Source organism: Rhodococcus sp. YL-1, assembly GCF_001942025.1.
Classification (GTDB): Bacteria; Actinomycetota; Actinomycetes; order Mycobacteriales; family Mycobacteriaceae; genus Rhodococcus_F; species Rhodococcus_F qingshengii.
Map to the genome: position 1 here is coordinate 83,387 of NZ_CP017304.1, position 21,347 is coordinate 104,733.

Genomic DNA, 21,347 nt, shown 5'->3' on the forward strand with positions numbered 1-21,347 from the left:
CGAGACCTGTCACAGCAATCCGAAAATCGAACCTCCTCTCTTGTAGAGGCCCTCGAAATTGCCGAGAGCCAGACGAGAGGAAGGACCTGACATGGCCGAGCCGGACCCGCAGGTGAGCACCGATCCATGGAGAGGCCCGTTCACTCGTTTCAGTGGTGAATCAGACGATCTCGGTGGCCAGCTACGCGATGCAGGTCTGGTGTTCGCCGTACAGGAACAACTGCGGACCGCACTGTCGGAGCTTGCAGATCACCCCCTCAGTCCAGAGGCCGGCGCGCGGGTCCACTACCTGTTGGGCGAGCCTGCGGCTGGCGCACGTGCAGCGCTCGGTCGGATGAACACGAGCCGAAAGGCTGCGACACAGCCGCCGACTCTGTCGATCGTCGCGCCGCTCATCGAGAGCGAAGGCAGCGCCTCATGAGTCGCTTCAAGGGGATGAATCGGAAGCCCCGCACGGACAAGGTCGCCGTCGAAGACAACGAACCGCAGAGCGAACAAGCGACGTGGGCGCGCACCCAGGATCGGAAGACGCAACTGGTCCGGTTCGGACTTTTCGGAGCCATCGGAGCTGGAGTGCTGGCACTCGTTCTCGTGTTGTCCGGGTTCACCGTGTCCACGCCAACGGTGGTGAAACCGAAGTCCACGACATCCGTGAACACCGCTTCACAGACACAGGCGGAAGACCTCGCGCAACAGTTCGTTGTGACGTGGCTTCAAGCGAAACGTGGTGCCGAAAAGTCGCTCGCACCATACGTTCGCTCGGAAGGAATCAAGCTCCCTGCGGAAGCGCTCTTCGTTGCCAGCGATGCGCGAATTGCAAGTGTCGAACTGCAACCAGCACCCGCGAAGTCTGCCGCAGCATCCGGAACTGGTGCGCCAACTACCGACAAGTCCGAGGTCTACTCCGTCATCGTCTCGGCCTCCGTGCGACAGGTGTCCGAACCCTCCGAAGCCGCGCAGAGACGCTTCTATTCAGTACCCGTTGTCGTGAACGACGGCCGGGCCCGTGCGGCATCAATCCCGTCACCCGTTCCGGCGCCTGCAACCGGGCCCGACGTGAATCTTGGCTACAAGTACCGCATTGTCGCCGGGCATCCGTCGAACACCGCAGTCCAACAGTTCCTCGCAGCTTTGACCGCAGGAACGGGAGAAATTTCGCGATACATCGCGCCAGGGACCTCCCTTCGGGCGATCAGCCCAGCCCCGTACAAGAGCGTCAAGGTCGTCGATCTCGTTTCCGATCGCGACTTCTCCGGTGAGGCAGCTGACAAAGCGCCGGCCGACGGAATCAAGATCCGAGTGCTCGCCACTGCCGAACTTTCGGTGACAGCTACCGAGTCGGTAACCGGCCAGTTTCCACTCACTCTCACCTCACGCGGCGGCCGATGGGAGGTTTCCGCCATGGACCCCAGCCCGCTGCTTCCTGCCCCCGAACAGAACGCAGCAGCCAGCGGTGCGCCCTCTGCTTCCGTTTCGACGACGCCCGCGAGCGCAACTGCTCCCACTTCAGCCACCCCCGTCAACTGACATCCACGAAAGGCATCCCGATGAGTACAGCTGCACTTCTCCTCGACCCGAACACTCACCTCTTGGCGGAAGGAATCCTCGAATGGACCAACACCAAAGCCACCGAAACGCAAGACACGATCCGAATCCTCACTGCCACCGGCGCCTGTGGAGGTGTCGCCTTCACCGCAGTCAAGAGTCGCTTCTCGATGGCTCCCATCCTGCTGTCCGGACTCGTTGCGGGACTCCTCGTGTGGATCGTCTGGAACGTCACCGAAGTCAAGGACAAGGTGGGCTCCGAACTGGATTCCATGGGTCACTCGATCGTCGTCGATGCACCCGAGCCGCGTGCTGACCTTCTCGAATTTCGGAGCCTGCCAGACCCGCACGACATCTAACTCACCTCAGCCCTGAACGCAGCCAAACAGCGAGTCACCACGAAGGAGGTGCGAACGCCGTGAGCGAATCGGACCCGCAGTCAACGTCCCGAGAGGTCGTCAAGAACTACACCCGCGCACGAAAGTTCCCGCAGCTGCTCGGCATGACGCCGGATGGAAAGAAGCTCCCCGGCGGTCCGTACAGCTACACACAGTTCGTCGGTGCCGGACTGGTAGCACTCGTGCTCTGGAAGACACCAGGAATTTGGGCGACAGGCTCGCTGATTCGCAACGTATTCGTCTTCCTCGCACTCGTCGGGGTCACTGCGTGGGGACTCGGCAAGCTCCCCATCGGCGGCAGGAATCCACTCTCCATGGTCGCCGGCGTGAGCAAAGCGCTCGGCTCGCCGGCACAAGCACCGAAAGTTTCCGGACCTTCACCGCGCAGGCCCCGAGTACACGCACTCGCAGGCATGGTGACCCTCGTGCCGGTGCCCTCGCTCGCAGCGCACCCCCTCGTCGAACACATCACCGAAGCTTGCCCGGTCCGCATGGAGCCCGAACCCGCGTCCATACCTGGTCAAGACCACACCCCCGAGCGCCGCCGAGTTTCACCACCGTCGATTCCTCGGCCTCCACTGGCCACCCAACCCGCTGCATCCACCAGCGTCCAGCGTCTTGTCGCCATGGCCGCCGCATCGCACAACACTCGAGAGAAGGCCTGATGCTTCAACCAATCACCGCTGTCGGAGGAAACCTTCGGTGGACGCGCTCAGGCACTGTCTGGGCGGACTTCATCCTGACCGGAATCGAATACGGCTACAGGCCCGCTGAGGACAAGAGCACTGCGCGGTCTATGCACAAGATGCTGCTGCGTGCTCTCGACGGAGAAGCGCTTCTGCTCGGAATCTGCGCCAGCCTCAATCCCGAGGCGGTAGTGGCGCGGATGGAAGAAGGAATCGATCTCGACGCACACCCACAGTGGGCCGCAGAGTGCGACGCCACCATTGAAACACTGGAAATGTTTCAACCTGGCAAGCGCATTTACTGGCTGTCCATTCCCCTCGCCAACAAGGGATGGAAGAACCAGGCGGCCGCGGCCTGGTCCGCTGCACGCACAACCTTGACTGACTATCTCGGACTCCCGCGAACATCACTGGACCCGGAAGAAGTCGCCAGGCGGACAACGCAGGCAAACATGATCGCCGCCGACATTCCTGCCTACTTCCGTCCCACACCGGCGACGCCCGCACAGATGATCTGGTTGCATCAACACAGCCTTCAGCGTGGGCTCGGCTTGGATTCGGACGTTCCACTTTCCTATTCCTCGATCGGTACGAAGCCGATGGCCGCATTTACTGCCGCACGGTTCGACGAAGGCGCCCAGACCGATCGCCCCAGTACTGGTTGGAAATCGAAGGCGCCGACATTGACGAAGGCCCTCAAAATCGATCAGCCGTGGACTCTCGAGGAGCGGCCCGCGAACTACCAATGCCTATTGGCGTTGGCCGACACACCCTCCGGCAACACAGTCTTCCCCGGCTCCGAGTTTCTCGCCCTGGCCGATGCCATTGCCGGCGTCGACGTCGATTGGGGCATCAGACTTCACATACGCAGCTCGGCAGAGGTGTCGAAGAAGAACAAGCGTGCCCTGATCAACCTGAACGAACAGTTCAGCCAGCGCGAGGGCGAAGTGTCCCATGGGCACGGGGTTCTCCACGCCGCTGCGGAGGACCTCGCCGAGTACGCGGCAAAAATGGATGCCGACAACATGGAAGTCGAAGTCCAGTCGACGACTATCTTCGCGATCGGGGCGCACACCGAAGAGGTCGCTCTCCGGGATGCGCGTCAACTCGCGAAGCTGTTCGAGCTATCCAGTTACAAGCTGGTCAGCCCTCTCGGATTCCAAGAGGAGCTGTGGGGCGCACTCAACCCGGGAGTATCGACACCCTCCATCGTCAAAGAATTCGCTCAGATCACCACCTCCACCGATTTCTCCGCCTACGTGCCCTGCGTTCACAACGACTTGGGTGATTCGTCGGGTCCACTGCTCGCGTTGAACATCAGCTCGGCTCGGATCGGCGTGGTTCACCACGACGTCGCCAAGAAATCGGCGGCCGACATCTCGGGTTCCTTCGCAGCGGTCGGGTCGCTGGGATCGGGTAAGTCGGTTCTTCTCAAAGGGATCGGCGGAGCCTTCCACGATCGCGGAGGCAAGATCGTCGTTATCGACCACACCGAGGTGGGGGAGTACGCCCGATGGGCCGCCACCATCGCCGAGGCTGTCATCGCGGATCTGTCTCATCCTAAGTGGAGCCTGGACCCACTGCGTATCTTTGGGCCCGACAAGGGCGCCGAGGTCGCGACATCCGTTCTGCTGCCGCTCCTGCAGCTCCAGCCCGACGAGCCGCTGGGCGTCCTTCTCGGCACTGTCCTCGAACCTGCCTACCGCGGTGAGCACGGATTGCTCGGCGGCGGCCTCGGGGACATCCTCGATCACCTCCGCAGCGATGATTGCACCCTCGTTCAACGCATCGAGCTGGCCGACAAACTCGGCGTCTATGCCCGCAAGTCCTATGCAGCGGCCTTGTTCGAGAAGGGACTGCCGGCACTCGACATCACAGCGCAGGCAATCGTCTTCCGCACCCACACGGTCAAACTTCCCAGCCAGCAGGAAATCGTCCAGGAACACCTGTTCCGCCAGCTCGGGTTGGAGAAGCGCGTAGGCCGAGCCATGTATGCACTCATCGGTCTGATCGCCCGCGGGATCTGCTTCGCGAATCCGACTGAGCCCGCGATGTTCCTCGCCGACGAGTGCCACCGCATGACGCGCGCCGAGGAAGGCGTCGACATCGTCATCGACTTCCTCCGGGAGGGCCGCAAGGAGCAGGCATACATCGGGCTCGGATCGCAGGACCCGGACGAAGGTTTGGGCAATGAGACCTTGCGAGGCTTGATCCCTACGCGGTTCGCGATGCGCCAGACAGATGCCACGCTCGCTCGCCGGTCTCTTTCATTCGTCGGTCTGGATCCCAGCGATCCCGACATGTTCAAAGAACTCACCGAACAGACGTCCCCCGTTTCGGGCAAAGACCCGGCCACCGGCGCCGAATACGTCGAGCCTCATCGCCGCGGGGAGGGCTACATGCGCGACGCCTACGGCAACATCGGCCGAATCAAGGTGCTCATGCCGTCGGAGCCGAACCGTGCACACGCAACTCAGACGACGCCGGACAAGGCGCCCAAGGAGCTGATCGAGGCATGAACGCCACAGCAATGTCGCCTGCCGACACGTCCCGCACCGTCTTCTCTGTTCGCGCCGGCGTCAAGGCGGCATTGCTGTGGGTTCTCTGGTCATGGGTTCCTCAACCTGTGTGCTCAGCACTCGATCGCCGTACCAAGGGGCTGCGAGTGTGGTTGTGGGCAACGAAAATTCGGCGTGCAGTAGTCAGAACGGTCGTCGGTTGGCACTTGATCGGAACGGTCGCGGTCATTGCAGCTCTGCCCGCGCATGCTGAAGACGGATCTCGATCGCCGGAGAACCGCTACTTCAACTTCATGCCGGTGAAGGACTCACACGGCATTTCCGTATGGCGGTACTACCTCTCGATCGACGAAGGTTCCGCTCGGCACCCCACCTACATGGCGTACTCCATCATCATCCAGATCCAGTTCGAGATCTATCGAGCGATCTCAGGGGCGGCGATCTGGTTCATCACCTGGAGCATGTCGTTCGACTGGCTTCCGAAAATCGTTGCACCCGTACGAACGCTCGGCGATGCGGTCACGTCGATCACCGGACAGTTCAACCTCACCACCACGTTTCTGACAGTGACGGCGGGCGTCGTTGCGATCTGGATTATCCGCGGACGCTGGTCGACCGGCATCTACGAGCTCATGATCTCCTGCGCGATCGCAGCGTTGGCCGTGGGTGTCCTTTCGAACCCGATCGAGCGCATCGCCGGCGAAGACGGGCTGATCATGCAGGGCCGCGACGCCGGCCTGCAGATCGCCGCGGGACTTGCCAACGACGGTGACATGAACTCGAGTCCCGACGAAATGATCAATGACATCGGAGCGGGCTTGGCGGACAGCTTCATTCGGCAACCCACCCAACTGCTGAACTTCGGAACAGTCATCGACAGCGACCCCTCTGCAGGCGCCGACTGCATCGAGGCGTGGGACTCGGCGCATGAAGACAAGAAGGGCAACGACAAAGACACTCTCAAGGACAACATCGCCGACTGCGACGGATCCGGCGCGAAAGACATGAAGGACTACGCCGACAACCCTGGACCATCCCAGGTCATCGGCGGCCTGATCCTCGTACCCGGCAGCTCGATCATCATGCTCTTCGCCTTCCTGTTCGCGGGGGCGATGTTGATGGCAGCAGCGGCAGCACTCGGGTCAGCAGTCAAAGCGATCCCCGCCCTCGTGTTCGGCATCTTGCCCGGAGCAGGCCGAGGATCGCTGCTGAAAACCGCCTCCACTGTCATCATGTCCATCTTGATCATGGTGTTCGCGGTTGTCTTCGTTGCGGCATATCTGCTGGTGGTGCGTTCGTTCTTCAATACGGAGAGCGGCGGGTTGATGGAGAAATTCGTCTTCGTCGACATCGTCCTGCTCGTCGGGCTGGTCATGTTCCGCCGAGGGATCAAACGTCTACGCAAGCTCTCCGACACCCTCGCACAGAAGATGGCCACCCGGCCCGGCGCAGCGCCCACCGCGATCAGCAAGTCGACTCCGGTCGCCAGCCCGATGCAGAACGCCGCAGCTGCAGCACAAGTCGGCCGGCAGGTCTACCAGGGTGGAAAAACGCTCGCCAAGCACGGCGCCAAGGCGGCCCGCCATGGCGCAACTGCAGCGAAGGCCACAGGCAGCGCAGCGCAAGCCGCCGGTGCGGCAACGGGTACAGCCGCAACCGGCGGGGTTGCTGCGGCTTACTTCGTCGGTAAAGCAGCAGTCGCAGGTGTGAAAGCGGTCAAGAACAAGCGTGCCGCCGGCAAGGACGTCGAGCCGGCCGAGAAAGCCGAGACGAAGGGAAAGGACTCCACTGCGACTGCCGCAGCGCTCGCGGCAGGGCAGAAGGGCAAGGACGCCGCGAAATCGGCAGTGTCTTCAGCGACCGCAGCGGCGGCATCGAAGGTCGCCGGTGTCCCGGTATCCACTGGTGCACCGCGTCCGCGCCGGGACCAGGTGGCCAAGCCTGGAATCAAGAAGCCGGTCAGCAACGCACCCGTCTCCACTGCCTCTCGGCCCGCTCGCGGCGACCGAGGTGGAGCAACACCGAAGACCACCAACGTCGGGCGAGACACCTTCCGCGAGTACCGCACGAGCAATGGTTCGCCGATCTTGTTGCCGGAACCCAAGAAGAGCTCTACCCGCCGAACCTCGGAGTCACCGGCGACCAACGAGTCCTCGGCGGTGCCTCGGGTTTCGCCGTCCACAGCTCGCCCGCAACCGTCCGAGTTGGTACGGCCCTCCCGACGCTCCGCCGGGTAGGCGGCAATGAACTACAAGCACTGGATCGCGATGGCTCTCGTTCCAGTAATGGGCGCTGTCATGATCGTCGCCATCCCGATCATGATGCTGCTCCGTAGCGGGTCGGATGCCTCGACAAGTTGCGGCGGGCCTGCAGTCACGGCGCCTGCCGGCGCCGAAGTGGCACCGACCGACCCCTCCGTTCTCGCCGGAAAACAAACGGAGATCGTCCGCACGATCATTGCCGTCGGCGAACAGATGGGCTTCTCCGATCAAGGCATCATCGTCGCGCTCTCCACCGCCTCTCAAGAATCCGGATTCAAGAACTACGCGAACGACGGAACCGGCATCTTGGCAGCCGATCAAATGGATGTCGCCAAGTCGTTGAACTACCCGCACGACGCGGTCGGCAACGATCACGGCAGCGTCAATCCATTGCAACAACAGTATCCGTGGTGGGGAACGATGGACGAGCTGATGAACCCGCAGATCGCCGCGGTCAAGTTCTACGAAGCTCTCAAAAAGGTTCCCGGCTGGGAATCGTTGCCGGTCACCGTTGCCGCGCAGAAGGTGCAAGTTTCGCTGTACCCCGATGCCTACGCCGACGACGAGATCATCGCTCGCCGTCTGTACGCGGAGAACAAAGGCGCAAGCAAAGACGCACCCGCGCTGCCCCCGCAATACGACAAGCCGGTCTCCGGCGGACCGCAGGACGTGGGCGACAGCCCGGTCAACGTAGGCGACAGTTTCGAGCTCGACGTTGCCGACGTCCTGTGCGGCGGCGGCGCGGCAATGGACTGCGCACCGACCAACAACCCTGCGGAAAAGGGACTCACACCCGACGCCCTCCGAGTGATGCGGTGCATCACCGAAACCTTCGGAGAACGGCCCTGGGCGAACATCGGAGATCGCCCGTCGGGCGTCGACCGGGATCATCAAGAAGGTCGCGCCGTCGACGCGATGATGACCGAGGGCGACGACGACTACCGCACCCCCGCCGGCCGGGCCAAGGGCGACGCGATCGCGGACTTCGTCGTCAAGAACGCCGACGCCTTGGGCGTCAAGTACGTCATCTGGTACGAGAAAATCTGGACACGAAGCCAGGACGCAGTAGGGCAACCAGGAAGTTGGGGACCCTACGACTACCCGCTCGGAGGAAACAGCACCGACACCGTCGCCCACCGCGACCATGTCCACGTCAGCGTCTACGGCAATTCCGCGATCGCCGCGCCCGGTGCCGGCGCGATCGGTGATGGAAACGCGCGGCTACCCGTCGACCCAGGCAAATACACGATCACCTCCGGCTACGGCTACCGCTCCAACCCAACAGGAACGGGCGGGCAGATGCATGCCGGTCTCGACTTCGGAGCAGCCTCCGGGACCCCGATTTTCGCTGTGACAGGAGGAACCGTCACACAAGCGAGCAACGTCGGCGATGGCTACGGGAACTGTGTTGTCATCACCACCGGCAACACTGAGACCCGGTACGCACACCAAGTCGACGGCGCAATCAAAGTCAAGGTCGGAGATCAGGTGAGCGCGGGAACGGAAATCGGTGGAGTCGGCACAACCGGAGACTCCACCGGCGACCACTTGCACTTCGAGGTTCGGGTGGACGGCAAGAGCACTGATCCGATGCCGTATCTGCAAGCCATGGGCCTGACCCCCTGAAAGAGAGAAGCACGTGATGTCATTGCCACCGCTGGGGAACCCTGATGACCAGGAATTTTCCGAGGAGAATGAACCCACCGAGCAGAAGCAACCACCACGCTCACAGGTGGTCATTGCCGGACTACGCCGACATCGATTCGCGGTCGTTGCCATAGCTCTGATCAGCGGATTTCTGCTCTACACGCTGGTCATCGATCGACCAGATGACTCCTCGACGCCTTCGGAGACACCCACCACGACATACGTGGCGGAGGCTCCTCCTACCGAAGCGGAAGAAGACCACGGTGACGGCACGGACGCCGACCACAACACCCCGATGGGAGTGGCCGGCCAGTACCGGGTGGTCGCCCGCGGCTTCGCGCAAGACTTCACCACACCCGGCGCTGACTGGTTCGACCGTGTGAGCAGGTGGGTGACACCTCATCTGGCGCAGGGCTACGCGAGCACAGATGTCCGTCGGGTGCAGCCGGCGCAGCTGGTCGACCTCACCGAATACTCCACCGGAGCTTCTGTTTCGGACTTCATCGCCACCTACGACACCGGACTCGAACTGGCGATTCGAGTGGAGTACAGCTCCACAGGTTGGCAGGTCAGTACCTGCCAGCCGATGAAAACTGCGTACTGACTATTCGCTGAACATTCCAACAAGAAGGCCGAGACCGCATCCGATGGATGTGGCCTCGGCCCTTTCTCGTGTGTGCACAGACTTGCCGTTGACGGTCGATTGGAAGGCGTCTGTAAGGGGGTCATGCGGATCTGACCGTGAGAGAGATTGTGTGCTGACGCAGTTGTGGCAATAGCGCAATATAGCCCTGGGCTGGGGGGATGCGCTCCGTCCTTAGACTCGCAAGCTCGTCACGTCGGAGCGTACCTCCCCTGTCAAGGGGGTGTCCACCGGAAATGTCCTGGCTCATTGCATCTGATGCGAACTCAGTGAATCTGATCTTTTAGTACGCCAATGTGATGCGGACTCAGTGCATCTGATGCCAATGTGTCATGAGCGCTGCCCACATCAGGTTGGTTGCGGACGGACGGGAGCGCGGAATTGTCGGTCGGACTGCACGCTGTTGAGGACGCATTCGAAATCGGCTTCGTCGGCTCGGACGGGGCACAGGTTCGGTGTTCGCTGGCGGACGCGGTGGCGGTGCGGTTCGAACGGGTTCCGCCGATCCGATCGATTCCGTCATATCAGGGACAGCGGCACAATCCTGGCTTGTACTGGTCGGCGACGGTGTCGGCGCATGTGGAGTATGAGTCGTGGTTGGAGCGCGACGAGGCACTGGCGCTGGACTTCGATCCCGACGTCGTGGGGATCGCGGCGCAACCGTTCTGGCTGTTCTGGCGCGATGGGCAAAGGAGTCGATCACATGCACCGGATTTCTTCGCCCGCCGCGCCGACGGCACCGGGGTAGTGACCGATTGTCGACCTGCGGCACGGATCAAGCTACGGGATGAGGTCGCGTTCGCTGCGACCGCGCGGGCATGCGCGTCGATGGGCTGGGTTTATCGGCGAGTGAGCGAGCACGATCGGGTCTGGTTGGCGAACGTGCAGTGGCTGGCCGGGTATCGACATCCTCGTCACCGCGTGGAATCGACAGCGGCGACATTGGTGGCGGCGTTCGCAAAACCTCAGCCGCTGATCGGCGGCGCGCGTTCGGCAGGCGATCCGGTGGCCGTATTGCCGGTTCTGCATCACCTGTTGTGGTCGAAGGAGCTGATGGTGGATCTGTCACAGCGGTTGGAGTCGATGTCGATTGTATCGGTGGCGGCGGCGAGATGACGAAGCTGCTGAAGGTCGGAGACCGCATATTTTTCGACGACGACGAGCATCTGGTGGTGGCACTGTCCGGTGTACGGGTGAGGTTGGAAGCGGCAGATGGGACCGCGTCGGTGGTTCTGGTGTCGCATCTGGTGGACTCGCCGGGGTTCGCAATCCTCGGCCAGTCCGACGCCGGGTTCGGGTCGGGTGGACTGGCTGGGCAGAGCCTCGCCGACGTTCCTGCTAATGCCACCGAGCGAGCTCGTGACTGGGAACGACACGTCGTCGAGGTCCAAACCGGGTTGCCGCCCGGAGCGGATCCAGGAGCCACTCCTCGACCCGAGTACGACCCGGCGCGGACCACCATTCGCCAGCGCGAGGCAGCCAAGGCCGCCGAATTGACTGCAGCGGGGTTCCCGACCAGCGCGATCACGGTTCAGCGGATGCGCAGCCGCTATCGTTCCGGCGGCGTGCGCGGGCTGGTCGACGGCAGGGTGACACGGCCGTCGTCGACCTATCGGCGCACTGACGAGCGCGTGGTGGCAGCGGTCCTGGATGCGTTGGACGGGGAAACGAAACGGTCCACCGGAACCCGGGATCGACTGCGCCGGCAGGTAGAAATGCTTCTGGTGCAACGGCACGGTGACGGGGCGGTCGCGATGCCGTCGAAGGCGACATTCAACCGGTTGGTGACAGCGCTGTCGACGGGACAGCACACGTTCGGTTCGGCGAAGACGCGGCGATCCGCGGCGAATCGGCCGACCGGCCCCTTCACCGCGACATGGGCGTCGCGGCCGGGACAACACGTTCAGATCGACACGACACCCTTGGACGTGTTGGCAGTCTTCGACGACGGGAGCGCCCGACGAGTCGAGTTGACCGCAGCGGTCGATGTCGCAACGCGCACGATCGCGGCGGGAGTGCTCCGCCCGGTCGGTACCAAGGCTGTGGATGCATCCATGCTGCTGGCGCGGATGCTGGTACCTGAGCCGATGCGCCCGGGTTGGGCAGAGACGTTGCGGATGTCGGTGTCGCGGTTGCCGTATCGCAGTCTGGCCGACATCGACATCCGTATGGAGCAGGCTGCGGCGAAACCGGTAATCGTCCCGGAGACGATCGGCTGCGACCGCGGAAAGGTCTACCTGTCCGAAACGTTCCTGCGGTCATGTCAGACGCTGGGCATGTCGGTTCAGCCGTCCCATCCGCGCACGCCGACCGACAACAGCGTGATCGAGCGGACATTTTCCTCGATCAACACCCTGTTCTGCCAGTATGTCGCCGGTTACGTCGGCCGCGATGTCGGCCGCCGCGGCGCGCATGTCGAGGACGAAGCTGCGTGGTCGTTGGCGCAACTGCAGGATCTGTTCGACGAGTGGGTGATTCACTGGCAGCGCCGTCCACACGACGGGCTGCGCAGTCCCGACAGCGGTCAGGCGGTGTCACCGAACGAGATGTACGCGGTGCTGGTCAGCGCCGCAGGCTATCTGCCGTTGATGCTCAGCGGTGAGGACTACATCGAACTGCTGCCTTCGCAATGGCGCGCCATCAACGATTACGGGGTGCGCCTCGACCGGCGCACGTACGACGATCGCGGGTTCAATCCCTATCGCCGCCAGCATTCCGGTGTCACCGCGCACAACGGGGCTTGGGAAGTCCGCTACGACCCGTACGACCTGTCGCAGGTGTTCGTTCGTAACCACTACGAAGGTGGTTGGATCCGAGCGACCTGGACGCATCTGCCGATGGTGTCGGCTCCGTTCGCGGACTTTACCTGGCGTCACGCCCGCCAGATCGTCGCCGACGCCGGGCCGACAGCTGAACCGGTGGAGACCGCGACCGCGCGGGCGCTGGCGGATCTGCTGGATCGCGCGTCCGCGGGCCCGGATACGCAGTCGGCGGCCAGGACCAAGGCTGATCGCAAGGTGGCGGCACGTACCCGGGCTGCGGCACCTGAGCGAGCCACTGTCGTGCCGGTCGATCTGCGTGTGCTCGACGGTGGTGACGACTTCGACGAGGACAGCGGCGGTGATGAAGGCGAGCTGGGCACTGTGATCCCGTTCGGTGTCTTCGATGCCGCCGCGGAGGCCGAGAGGTGGCTGTGACCAGCATGAGTGAATTCGACCCGCCACCGGACGCCCCACTGACCACCAAGGAGGGCTGGAATCGCTGGGTTGGCCGTGACCGCTCTGCGCCTGAGCTGCGCGGAGATTGGTGCGAGCTGGCACCGTCCGAACGCGCCGACTACGACGACACCCGGCTGGACTACCACTCCGAACTGATCGTGGTGAACACCCCTGCCATCCAGGACATCACGAAAACCGTTCGGCGGCTGTTGATTCTCAATCGCCGCCAGATATCGGCTCGGCGCGGGCTGATCGTCACCGGCGGCGCGGGTACGGGCAAGACCACCGCGTTGACCCAGTTGGGGCTGGCCCATGAGCTTCGAACGCGTTTGCGCAATCCGGTTCGGGGGACACGGATTCCGGTCGTCTACATCACCTTGCCCCCGGCTGCGACTGCGCGCATGGTCGCGGTCGAATTCGCGCGGTTCCTCGGTCTCCCGGTCACGGGCCGCGCCAATCTCACCGACATCACTAATTCCGTCTGCGCGGTCCTCTGCGACGTCGGCTGCGATCTGGTCCTCGTCGATGAGATCCACAACATTTCGCTGACCACCCGAGCGGGTGCAGAGGTCTCCGATCAACTGAAATACTTCTCCGAGCGCATCCCGGCGACATTCGTCTACGCCGGAATCGACGTCGAACATGCAGGCTTGTTTTCCGGCATCCGCGGCCGCCAGATCGCCGGCCGCTTCGCCACTATTTCCACCCACCCGTTCGCCTACGGCAGCACCGCGCAGCGCGAACACTGGCGCGCTCTCATCGTCACACTCGAGCAAGCGCTCCGCCTGCATCGGCACAAACCCGGCACCCTCGCCCGTCAGGGCCAATATCTCTACCAGCGCACCAACGGCATGCTCGGGAGCCTGTCCCACCTCATCCGGGGAGCTGCCATCGACGCAATCCTCGATGGCAGCGAGAAGGTCACCAAAGCTCATCTCGACGCCCAGCGACTCGACCGCGCCGCCAACATTCAGCCGGAGTTGGCTCCCGGCAAGGGTTCGGCCAAGCGAAGTGGCGTTGCATGACCTCTCGGCGGCGCCTGAGCGGGCAAGCGCGCCCGCTGCCCATTCCCATCCCGCCCTCGATGAACGAGACGATCGAGTCCTACCTACGCAGACTCGCCGTCGTCAACCACATCAGCAACGACGCACTGAAGCGTCACCTCGGGCTCGACCCCACGCGGCTGGGATTACGCATCCGGCTCGGTAACCTCGCCAGGCTCGTCGCCATCACCGGTTATTCACGCGAGCAGCTCACACGCACGCTTCCTCAGTTGTCGAACTGGCACACCGACTCTGCCCGCTTCGCGGACTGGCCGCGACCGGCCTGCCCTGCCTGCACGAACCGTCACCGAGGTGGCCCAGTGACCCGCTACTACCCGTCGTACGTCCATGCCTGCCCGATGCACCAGATCTGGTTCAGCGGTGGGCAATTCGATCGCGGCCGCGTGCTCGATGTCAGCGACACACCAGCAGTCCTGGCCGCTCATTCCAGACATCGGCGCTTGGCGCAACGACGCGGACCGCAACCGACCCAATACGCCTTCGACGTCGCTCGCGGAGTGTGGAACAACCTCGTCTCATTTCCCGCGTGCAGCGGCGTCAAGGAAAGACTCGGCATCCTCCAGCCGAATGCGAGGCGGTTCATCGCCCTCGACGACTGCGAATATTTGGCGGCGAGCTACCCCAACGTCGTCAACACCGCCGCATTGCTGGTCTCACCGCACTGGCGGCGGGTCGCTTCCAGACAGCACACATGCAATCTGTTCCTCACCGAACTCGGATGGCGGACAAGCGGCGAACGGCATCCCTACTGGCCACAGGGCAAAAGCGACCCCATCGTGAAATGGATCGAGGGTCTCACCCGGGCCAGCATCGACTGGAACATGCTCTGACCACTGTCGACTTGACTTGTTGCACTAGAGAGCAGCTTGCCGGCGTGTCTGATGCCGCCATCGCCTGAAAATGAGACAGAAATCGGACATTGTGGGGTTGCGAAAGTCGAATGCAAACAAATTGATATCAATTCTGGCACCATTCATTGATGCTGCGGGCGGGCCTGGGCGCGATCCGAAGTATTCACGGCTTACGCGAGGTTCGCAGACAGACCTATGCGCAGACTGAACCCGGCCTCTTCTCCGGATGCGACATCGACTTGTGGCGCAACCGCTTCGAGGCGATGGCAGATCCGAATAGACTACGAATACTGTGCTGCTTGAGCACTGGGCCCCTGTGCGTCACGGACATGGCCGTGGACAGGAATGACAGCATCGGCGGTCTCGCATGCTGTTCGTATGCTTCATGATCGCAAGATTGTTTCGGACACGAGACGGTCGACAGATGTACTACCGATTGGCGGATGAGTTTATGTGCGTTCTTCTCCGCGGGCAGCGTGTCGTCACGGAGAAATCTCTACTCTGAGCGGTCTCGCATCAGCGCAGTACTCTGTCGTCACCAGGTGAACAGCAGTCCGTCGTTATCGCATCGCGGAACGGCGGGGCGCGCGAAATGCCGACACAGTCACGTGGATTTGTCCGGCCACGCTGCAGCGGAGACGGTAGCCGGAATCAGGAGCAGTGCATACCGGTTCTGACGGGCCAGTCGGCTCGAGACCGAGGTGTGGAACAGAGTGCCGCCGGCCGATACCGCTCCCAGGCGCGGAGCGCCGATCACGATGACGAAGGCCCCGTATGTGTCGGCGATTGTCATCAAATATTGTGCAGGTTCGGCGCGCTGGCAGTCGTAGGTCCAGTTACCGGGGTGTCGACGGCCATCGTAAGCTCCCCACTGGCGGCCATTTATGGCGCATTTTGTGGCCATGGTTTCTCCCCGCGTACGGCCAGATAGTTCCCCACCTGCTGTGAGTCAGATTCGGTCCCGGCAACGCTGGGTGGATGAAATCGAGCAGGGAGATCATGGAAATTTTGGAGGCGTACGACCTCACGGGTAGTTATCGGGCGGCGGCGGAGCTGGCTGGGTGTGATCACCACACGGTGGCCCGGTATGTGCAGATGCGCGCTGCGGGGCAGCCGCCGGACCGCCGGCGGCATCGAGCGCGGGCGATCGACGACTTTCTGCCGAAGATCGAGGAGTTGGTGGTCCGCTCGCAGGGCAAGGTCCGCGCGGATGTCATCCACGAACGGATCGTCGCGCTGGGGTTCACCGGCGGTGAGCGGACCACGCGCCGGACGGTCGCGGAGGCGAAGGCCCAGTTTCGGGCTGGTCGGCGGCGAGTGTATCGGCCGTGGGTAACCGAACCTGGGCTGTGGTTACAGTACGACTTCGGTGACGGGCCAACGATTTCCGGCCGGAAGACGACGTTGTTCTGCGCATGGTTGGCGTGGTCGCGATTTCGGGTGGTGATCCCGATCTGGGACAAGACATTGCCGACGGTGGCGGCGTGTTTGGATGCGACATTCCGCCGCTTGGGCGGGGTTCCGGTCTATGTCCTCACCGACAACGAGAAGACCGCGACGATCGATCACGTGGCCGGGATCGCGGTCCGCAATCCGGAGATCGTGGAGGTGGCACGGCATTACGGCACGACGCTGCGGACGTGTTTACCTGCTGATCCGGAGTCGAAGGGAGGAAGTGAGGCGACGGTGCGGATCGCCAAAGCCGACCTGTTGCCGAAGGAGGTGAACCTGCGCGAGCAGTATCACTCTTTCGGTGAGCTCGAGTCGGCTTGCCGGCAGTTCTGCACCGACGTCAACACCCGCGTCCACAGCTCTACTCGGCGGCGGCCGGTCGAGCGGCTGGCCGAAGAGTTGCAGCGGCTGCATCCGCTGCCGAAATCTCCGTTCACCGCGGTGTTCGGCACCACCCGGCGGTGAACTGGGAGTCGACCGATCTCGGTGGAAGGGGTGCGGTATTCGGTGCCGCACACGTTGATCGACACTCGGGTCTGGGCCCGCTTCCATGGTGAGGAGCTGATCGTGACGCCGTCGACAATGATGGCGGTGCAGTCGAAGTCGCGCGGCACCGCCGCGGCCAACCCGGTTCACCGGTCCTCGACAACGACCACTACCCACCCCGCCCAGACGCGACGCCGCCGACCGGTGCCCAAGCCTCGTACCGCCGCCGAGCTCGCCTTCCTACAGTTGGGCCAGGGTGCCAACAGCTGGCTGGTCGAGGCTGCCGCCGCGGGAGCGCGCCGCATCAGGGCGAAGATGGCCGAGGCCGTGGACCTTTCGAAGCTGCACTCCCCGGACGCAGTCGACAGAGCGTTGGGGACGGCGGCGATGACCGGCCGGTTCGCCGATCGGGACCTGATCTCGATCCTCGACTACCAAGTCACCCACGAACACGCTGATCCGGTCCGTCGCAGCGAGAACCACACTCTGCAACCGGGCACCGCCGCCTGGTCCACCTTCGGCCAGACACCAGCGCCGGCCAGCCCAGCCACTACTGACGATGAAAGCGATGACGCCTGATGAGCACCCCTTTGCGCACTGTTACCAGCGCTAACGGCGACCCGTTGGCCGAGGCGATCGACCTGACTAAACGCCTGAAACTGCCCCATATCCGCAGGTCCTTGAGCGATATCATCCCGACCGCGAAAGCCCAACGCTGGGACCCCGCCGAAGTCGTGCGGGTTCTCCTCGCTGAGGAAGCCGCCGGCCGGGACCGGGCGAACCTGCACACTCGCCGCAAACGCGCGGGTTTCCCTACCGGCAAGACCTTCGGCGACTGGGACGAAACGAAATCGTCGATTCCCCGCGCCACCCAGGACGCGCTCCGCACCCTGGAGTGGGTCGGGCGGCGTGAATGTTTCTGCGTCTGTGGGCCTTCGGGAACTGGCAAGTCTCACTTCACCGAGGCACTCGGGCAGGCCGCAGTCGAAGCTGGGCTGGCGGTGTCTTGGTTCACCATCGAAGACCTCGGTGCCCTGGTCCGCCGGCACCGTGCCGACGACTCCATCGCCCGAGCCCTGACGAGGATCATCCGCTCCGACCTGATCATCGTCGACGACATCGGTCTGCTCCCGGTCTCTGAAGACGCCGCCGAAGGATTCTATCGCCTCGTCGACGCTGCCTACGAACGCCGAGCGATTGCCGTCTCGAGCAACCTGCACCCCTCCGGCTTCGACGAGATCATGCCCAAAACATTGGCCACCGCCACCGTTGACCGGCTCCTGCACCATGCGCACGTCGTCGTCACCGACGGCGACTCCTTCCGCCTCACCGAAGCCACCACCGGCAAGGGGGTGAAGCCCTTCAGCTAACCCAAATCAGAAAGCGGGTGGGGAAAAACAACTGGCCGCCACCGGGGAGAACCCGTGGCCACCAGCGGGGAGAACTACTGGCCGCCTACGGGGAGAACTTCGTGGCCATTGACACCGGGGAAGGCGTGCAGTATCGCGAGTGCGCGATCGCGTTGGGCGGTGACAGCCTGGTGGAAGCGATCTTCGTAATAGGGGGAATCGGTTTCGACGGGCATGTCTTCGACGTCGATGCAGTGCACGATATGCAATGCTGCGCCCTGCTTCGCTGCGAAATCCGTGGCGAATGTCAGTGCGTTACTGCTAGGGGCGCCGGAACCGAGGCCGGCAACGATGTGACCTGCGACGGGTAGATGTGAGCGGGTTTCGTGCAGATGACAGGTCAGTGGTGAGTGCGCCGCGTGCGAAATCTTCTGCTGGCTGTTCATGGGGTCTCCTGGAACGGTGGACGACCATCGCATCTGGTGCCGGAAGTCGCAGGCTCGCCCGGAATTCGCAGGCTCGCAAGGGCAGTCGCACTGCCGGGCACCGGGACGGGATGGGTGACGCTTTTCATCCGAGGTGATGGTCAGAGGGGTTGCTGATCGATGAGATCGATTCTCCACCTCCCCTCGAGGTAGATGAGCACCTGGTAGGACCCTGTGGGGACGGTGATCGTCGTTGCGTCCGGGTCGATGTGCAGCATCAGTGGCCGGATGACGGCGTCGTGGGTGACGACGATCAACGGTGTCGAATCGGCGCCCGGTACCGCGAATTCGTCGAGTGCGGGCAGGACACGGGTAAGAACCGTCTCGGACGTCTCCACCCCGGGCGCTGCATCGACGGTGCCCCATTCTGCTAGTACCTCACTCTTACGGTGCCCGGTCCAGAACCCGTAGTCGCGGTCGTTCAAGCGTGCATCGATGCGCTGCTCTATGCCCAGCGCCTCGGCGATGATCTGCGCGGTGCGGACGGCGCGGCGGAGTGGACTGGACAGAACAAGGCTCGCTCCGATATCGCTCAGGGCCCTCGCTACGGCGGCGGCTTGTCGCTCGCCGATCTCGTCGAGCGGTGGATCGGCCAGGCCGCGTAGGCGGCCTTCGGCGTTGAGGGCGGTTTGTCCGTGGCGGACGAGGTAGAGCTGCGAGGTCATGACGAGTCCTCTCTCATCGGTTCTTCGATGTCAACGACATTCGGCGCGTCGATGCCATTACGTAGCCATCGGCCGGTCACCAAGCGGAACCCGGCAGGGATGTGAGAGCCGACATGAACCGCGAGAATGGCGGTGGCGGCGGCGAGGAAGCTGGCAATCACGTCGCTGGGGTAGTGCACCCCCAGATACAGGCGTGATGCGGCGACGGTGAGGGCGAACAGGACTGCGAGAAGACGGGCGCCCCTGCGCAGTGCCGAGCGTGAGTGTGCGGTCAGCAGAACAATGATGCCGACACCCGCCGCTGCCACGGCGGTATGTCCAGAGGGGAACGACCAGTGTGTGTCCGGCGTCATCGCCCACAACGACACCGGAGGCCGGGGCTCCCGGATTGCATACTTGGCGACGGTCGAGACGATCAGTGTTCCCGCCATGATCGCCAGAACGAGGATCGCGTCCGAGCGGCGCCGACGCATCCCGAGCCAGGCTGCGAGAACGAAGACGACGCCGACTCCGACCGCAGGTTGCGCACAATCGGTCACCACCTCAGCCAACACGACGCCCCACGATGTGCGGTGGCGTTCGATCCCTTCGTCGAGATCCAGTCCGTGCTCGATGACCCACGTCTTCGAGAAGACACCGACGACGAGCAACACGGCAAAACAGGTGATCGCCGCGATCAGCGGCCGGATCCACGGTTGGCCAGGGGTATCGGGGTGGTGGGACACGAAAGGAACCGTCCGATCGGAGGATGAATTCAGGAAGGGGAACGACTGGTGTGAGATCGAATGTGTGTGGTGCCGATCAGGCACACGACAGCGAGAATTTGAATGGTGACGACGGTGCCGATCAAGATCGGGATCGAGACTTCGTAGAGGAGTCCGGTCAAGGCCCCGCCCACGGCGGTGGCGACTCCGATGATCGCGGCGTAAAGACCGTAGGCGGTGGCACGGCGAGGTGGTGGGACGAGGTCGGCGACGACCGCGCGCAGCGTCGACTCCTGCACGCCGACGGCCGCTCCCCATACCAGCGCGCCGGCGATCACCGCGACCACGGAGTCGGTGAATGCCAGCACAGGCACGAGAGCGGCAAGGACGGGAAGACTACCGAGTACTTTCGCGCCGACCTTGTCGTATGCCCATCCTGTTACCAGTGCAGCGACAGCGTCGGCGCCCATCGCCGCGGCATACACGAGCGGGACGGCAGCCGCGGGCAGGATATTGCGAGCGACCAGATGGAAGGAGAGCACCCCGAAGGTGGCGAATCCGATCATCGTCGCGGCAGAGAACCCGGAATAGACCCAGAACGATTCGGGCAGAGACTGCCACCAGTGGGTTCGAGGGGCGTGGGCGAGATGATCGGGGTTGGTCTCCTCACCTGGCTCGGTGCGGTGGGGAATTTCGTAGAGCACCGGGTCGGGGACGCGGGCTCGCAACCACACCAGCATCGCGATTACTCCCACGCCCGGTAGCGCCAGAATCCCCAATGCAGGCCCGTAGTCTCCGCCGGTGATTGCCAGGACGAGAGCGACCACCAGCGGACCGATCAGCGCGCCGACTTGATCGAGTGCTTCGTGGACGGCGAAACCGCGACCGCGGCCGGTCGCAGCGGTGGCGTGGGAGAGGAGAGTGTCCTTTGCGGGGCTTCGGACGGCTTTGCCGACGCGTTCGGCGATGACCAATGCACATGCCACCCAGAGTGTTCCCGCGATGCCGAGCAACGGAACTGTCACCACGGTCAGGGCATAGCCGGAGATGGTCCATGTCCAGAATTTGCGGGTTCGGTCCGCTAGCGGACCTGAAACCAGTCGGAGCATCAGGGCTGCGGCTTCACCGATACCGGTGACGATGCCGACGACCAGGGCGGTGGCACCGAGTGAGGCGAGTAGCGGCCCGGTGATCGAACGGGCGCCCTCGTACACGAAGTCTGCGAGCAAGCTGACCGTGCCGAACGCGACGATGAATCGCCACGGTGTCAACGGTATGCGGGTAGCAGTGCTGGTTATTTCCTGCCCATCGGTCCGATCAGGCACTAGGTGTGTGTCCTTCCGTCATTCTCTGTCCTCGATGGCGGAGCAGCCA

18 protein-coding genes and 1 pseudogene are annotated in these 21,347 nt (G+C 63.3%); 14 read left to right on the plus strand and 5 right to left on the minus strand.

Features of this window, described 5'->3' with window-relative positions; all coding sequences use genetic code 11:
• The first annotated feature begins 91 nt into the window (after window positions 1–91).
• The 12 genes from BH682_RS34455 (at window position 92) to BH682_RS34510 (ending at window position 14,811) form a co-directional block, all read left to right on the plus strand.
• Entirely contained in the window at window positions 92–421 is a 330-nt protein-coding gene (locus BH682_RS34455; protein WP_075836572.1) for a hypothetical protein, read from the plus strand.
• Window positions 418–1,527 carry a conjugal transfer protein gene (locus BH682_RS34460; RefSeq protein WP_075836574.1) on the plus strand — a complete coding sequence of 370 codons (1,110 nt, stop codon included), beginning with the start codon at window positions 418–420 and terminating at the stop codon, window positions 1,525–1,527. Before BH682_RS34455 ends, BH682_RS34460 begins: the two co-directional genes overlap by 4 nt.
• A gap of 20 nt (window positions 1,528–1,547) precedes the next feature.
• Entirely contained in the window at window positions 1,548–1,904 is a 357-nt protein-coding gene (locus BH682_RS34465) for a hypothetical protein (protein ID WP_075836576.1), read from the plus strand.
• A gap of 59 nt (window positions 1,905–1,963) precedes the next feature.
• Window positions 1,964–2,608 carry a hypothetical protein gene (locus BH682_RS34470; protein ID WP_075836578.1) on the plus strand — a complete coding sequence of 215 codons (645 nt, stop codon included), beginning with the start codon at window positions 1,964–1,966 and terminating at the stop codon, window positions 2,606–2,608.
• Entirely contained in the window at window positions 2,608–5,148 is a 2,541-nt protein-coding gene (locus tag BH682_RS34475; RefSeq protein WP_075836580.1) for an ATP-binding protein, read from the plus strand. The genes BH682_RS34470 and BH682_RS34475 overlap by 1 nt, the downstream gene beginning before the upstream one ends.
• Complete coding sequence (locus BH682_RS34480; RefSeq protein ID WP_052959880.1) at window positions 5,145–7,385, plus strand: hypothetical protein; 2,241 nt, start codon at window positions 5,145–5,147, stop codon at window positions 7,383–7,385. The genes BH682_RS34475 and BH682_RS34480 overlap by 4 nt, the downstream gene beginning before the upstream one ends.
• A 6-nt stretch (window positions 7,386–7,391) precedes the next feature.
• Complete coding sequence (locus BH682_RS36980) at window positions 7,392–9,035, plus strand: M23 family metallopeptidase (protein ID WP_075836582.1); 1,644 nt, start codon at window positions 7,392–7,394, stop codon at window positions 9,033–9,035.
• Between the two features lie 16 nt (window positions 9,036–9,051).
• Window positions 9,052–9,660 carry a hypothetical protein gene (locus BH682_RS34490; protein WP_047269939.1) on the plus strand — a complete coding sequence of 203 codons (609 nt, stop codon included), beginning with the start codon at window positions 9,052–9,054 and terminating at the stop codon, window positions 9,658–9,660.
• 420 nt (window positions 9,661–10,080) lie between these two features.
• Complete coding sequence (locus BH682_RS34495) at window positions 10,081–10,815, plus strand: TnsA-like heteromeric transposase endonuclease subunit (protein WP_182262169.1); 735 nt, start codon at window positions 10,081–10,083, stop codon at window positions 10,813–10,815.
• Window positions 10,812–12,896: a Mu transposase C-terminal domain-containing protein gene (locus BH682_RS34500; protein WP_064075566.1), complete on the plus strand. Its 2,085-nt coding sequence runs from the start codon at window positions 10,812–10,814 to the stop codon at window positions 12,894–12,896. Before BH682_RS34495 ends, BH682_RS34500 begins: the two co-directional genes overlap by 4 nt.
• A gap of 5 nt (window positions 12,897–12,901) precedes the next feature.
• On the plus strand, window positions 12,902–13,942 hold the full coding sequence (locus BH682_RS34505) for a TniB family NTP-binding protein (protein WP_064233800.1): 1,041 nt from the start codon (window positions 12,902–12,904) through the stop codon (window positions 13,940–13,942).
• A complete protein-coding gene (locus BH682_RS34510; protein ID WP_064074700.1) occupies window positions 13,939–14,811 on the plus strand; it encodes a TniQ family protein in 873 nt (290 codons plus the stop codon). The genes BH682_RS34505 and BH682_RS34510 overlap by 4 nt, the downstream gene beginning before the upstream one ends.
• Before the next feature lie 625 nt (window positions 14,812–15,436).
• On the opposite strand, the gene BH682_RS34520 is transcribed toward BH682_RS34510, so the two are convergent.
• Window positions 15,437–15,625 (minus strand): hypothetical protein, encoded by a 189-nt coding sequence (locus BH682_RS34520; protein ID WP_075836586.1) that lies wholly within the window; start codon window positions 15,623–15,625, stop codon window positions 15,437–15,439.
• A 185-nt stretch (window positions 15,626–15,810) separates the two neighbouring features.
• Here BH682_RS34520 and istA point away from each other — a divergent pair.
• Window positions 15,811–17,349, plus strand: a pseudogene (gene istA / locus BH682_RS34525) (IS21-like element IS1415 family transposase).
• Window positions 17,349–18,140 carry an IS21-like element IS1415 family helper ATPase IstB gene (gene istB / locus BH682_RS34530; protein WP_003944771.1) on the plus strand — a complete coding sequence of 264 codons (792 nt, stop codon included), beginning with the start codon at window positions 17,349–17,351 and terminating at the stop codon, window positions 18,138–18,140. Before istA ends, istB begins: the two are co-directional and overlap by 1 nt.
• Window positions 18,141–18,214: 74 nt before the next feature.
• Here istB and BH682_RS34535 read toward each other — a convergent pair whose 3' ends face one another.
• From BH682_RS34535 to BH682_RS34550, 4 genes are all read right to left on the minus strand, one after another.
• Entirely contained in the window at window positions 18,215–18,565 is a 351-nt protein-coding gene (locus tag BH682_RS34535) for a universal stress protein (protein WP_075836588.1), read from the minus strand.
• A 140-nt stretch (window positions 18,566–18,705) separates the two neighbouring features.
• The gene (locus BH682_RS34540; RefSeq protein WP_064074698.1) at window positions 18,706–19,269 is read right to left on the minus strand and encodes a histidine phosphatase family protein; all 564 of its coding nucleotides are present in this window, start codon (window positions 19,267–19,269) and stop codon (window positions 18,706–18,708) included.
• Window positions 19,266–19,994, minus strand: coding sequence for a phosphatase PAP2 family protein (locus tag BH682_RS34545; RefSeq protein ID WP_064074697.1), 729 nt, complete (start codon window positions 19,992–19,994; stop codon window positions 19,266–19,268). Before BH682_RS34545 ends, BH682_RS34540 begins: the two co-directional genes overlap by 4 nt.
• A gap of 29 nt (window positions 19,995–20,023) precedes the next feature.
• On the minus strand, window positions 20,024–21,298 hold the full coding sequence (locus BH682_RS34550) for an MFS transporter (RefSeq protein WP_371736607.1): 1,275 nt from the start codon (window positions 21,296–21,298) through the stop codon (window positions 20,024–20,026).
• Between the last annotated feature and the right edge of the window lie 49 nt (window positions 21,299–21,347).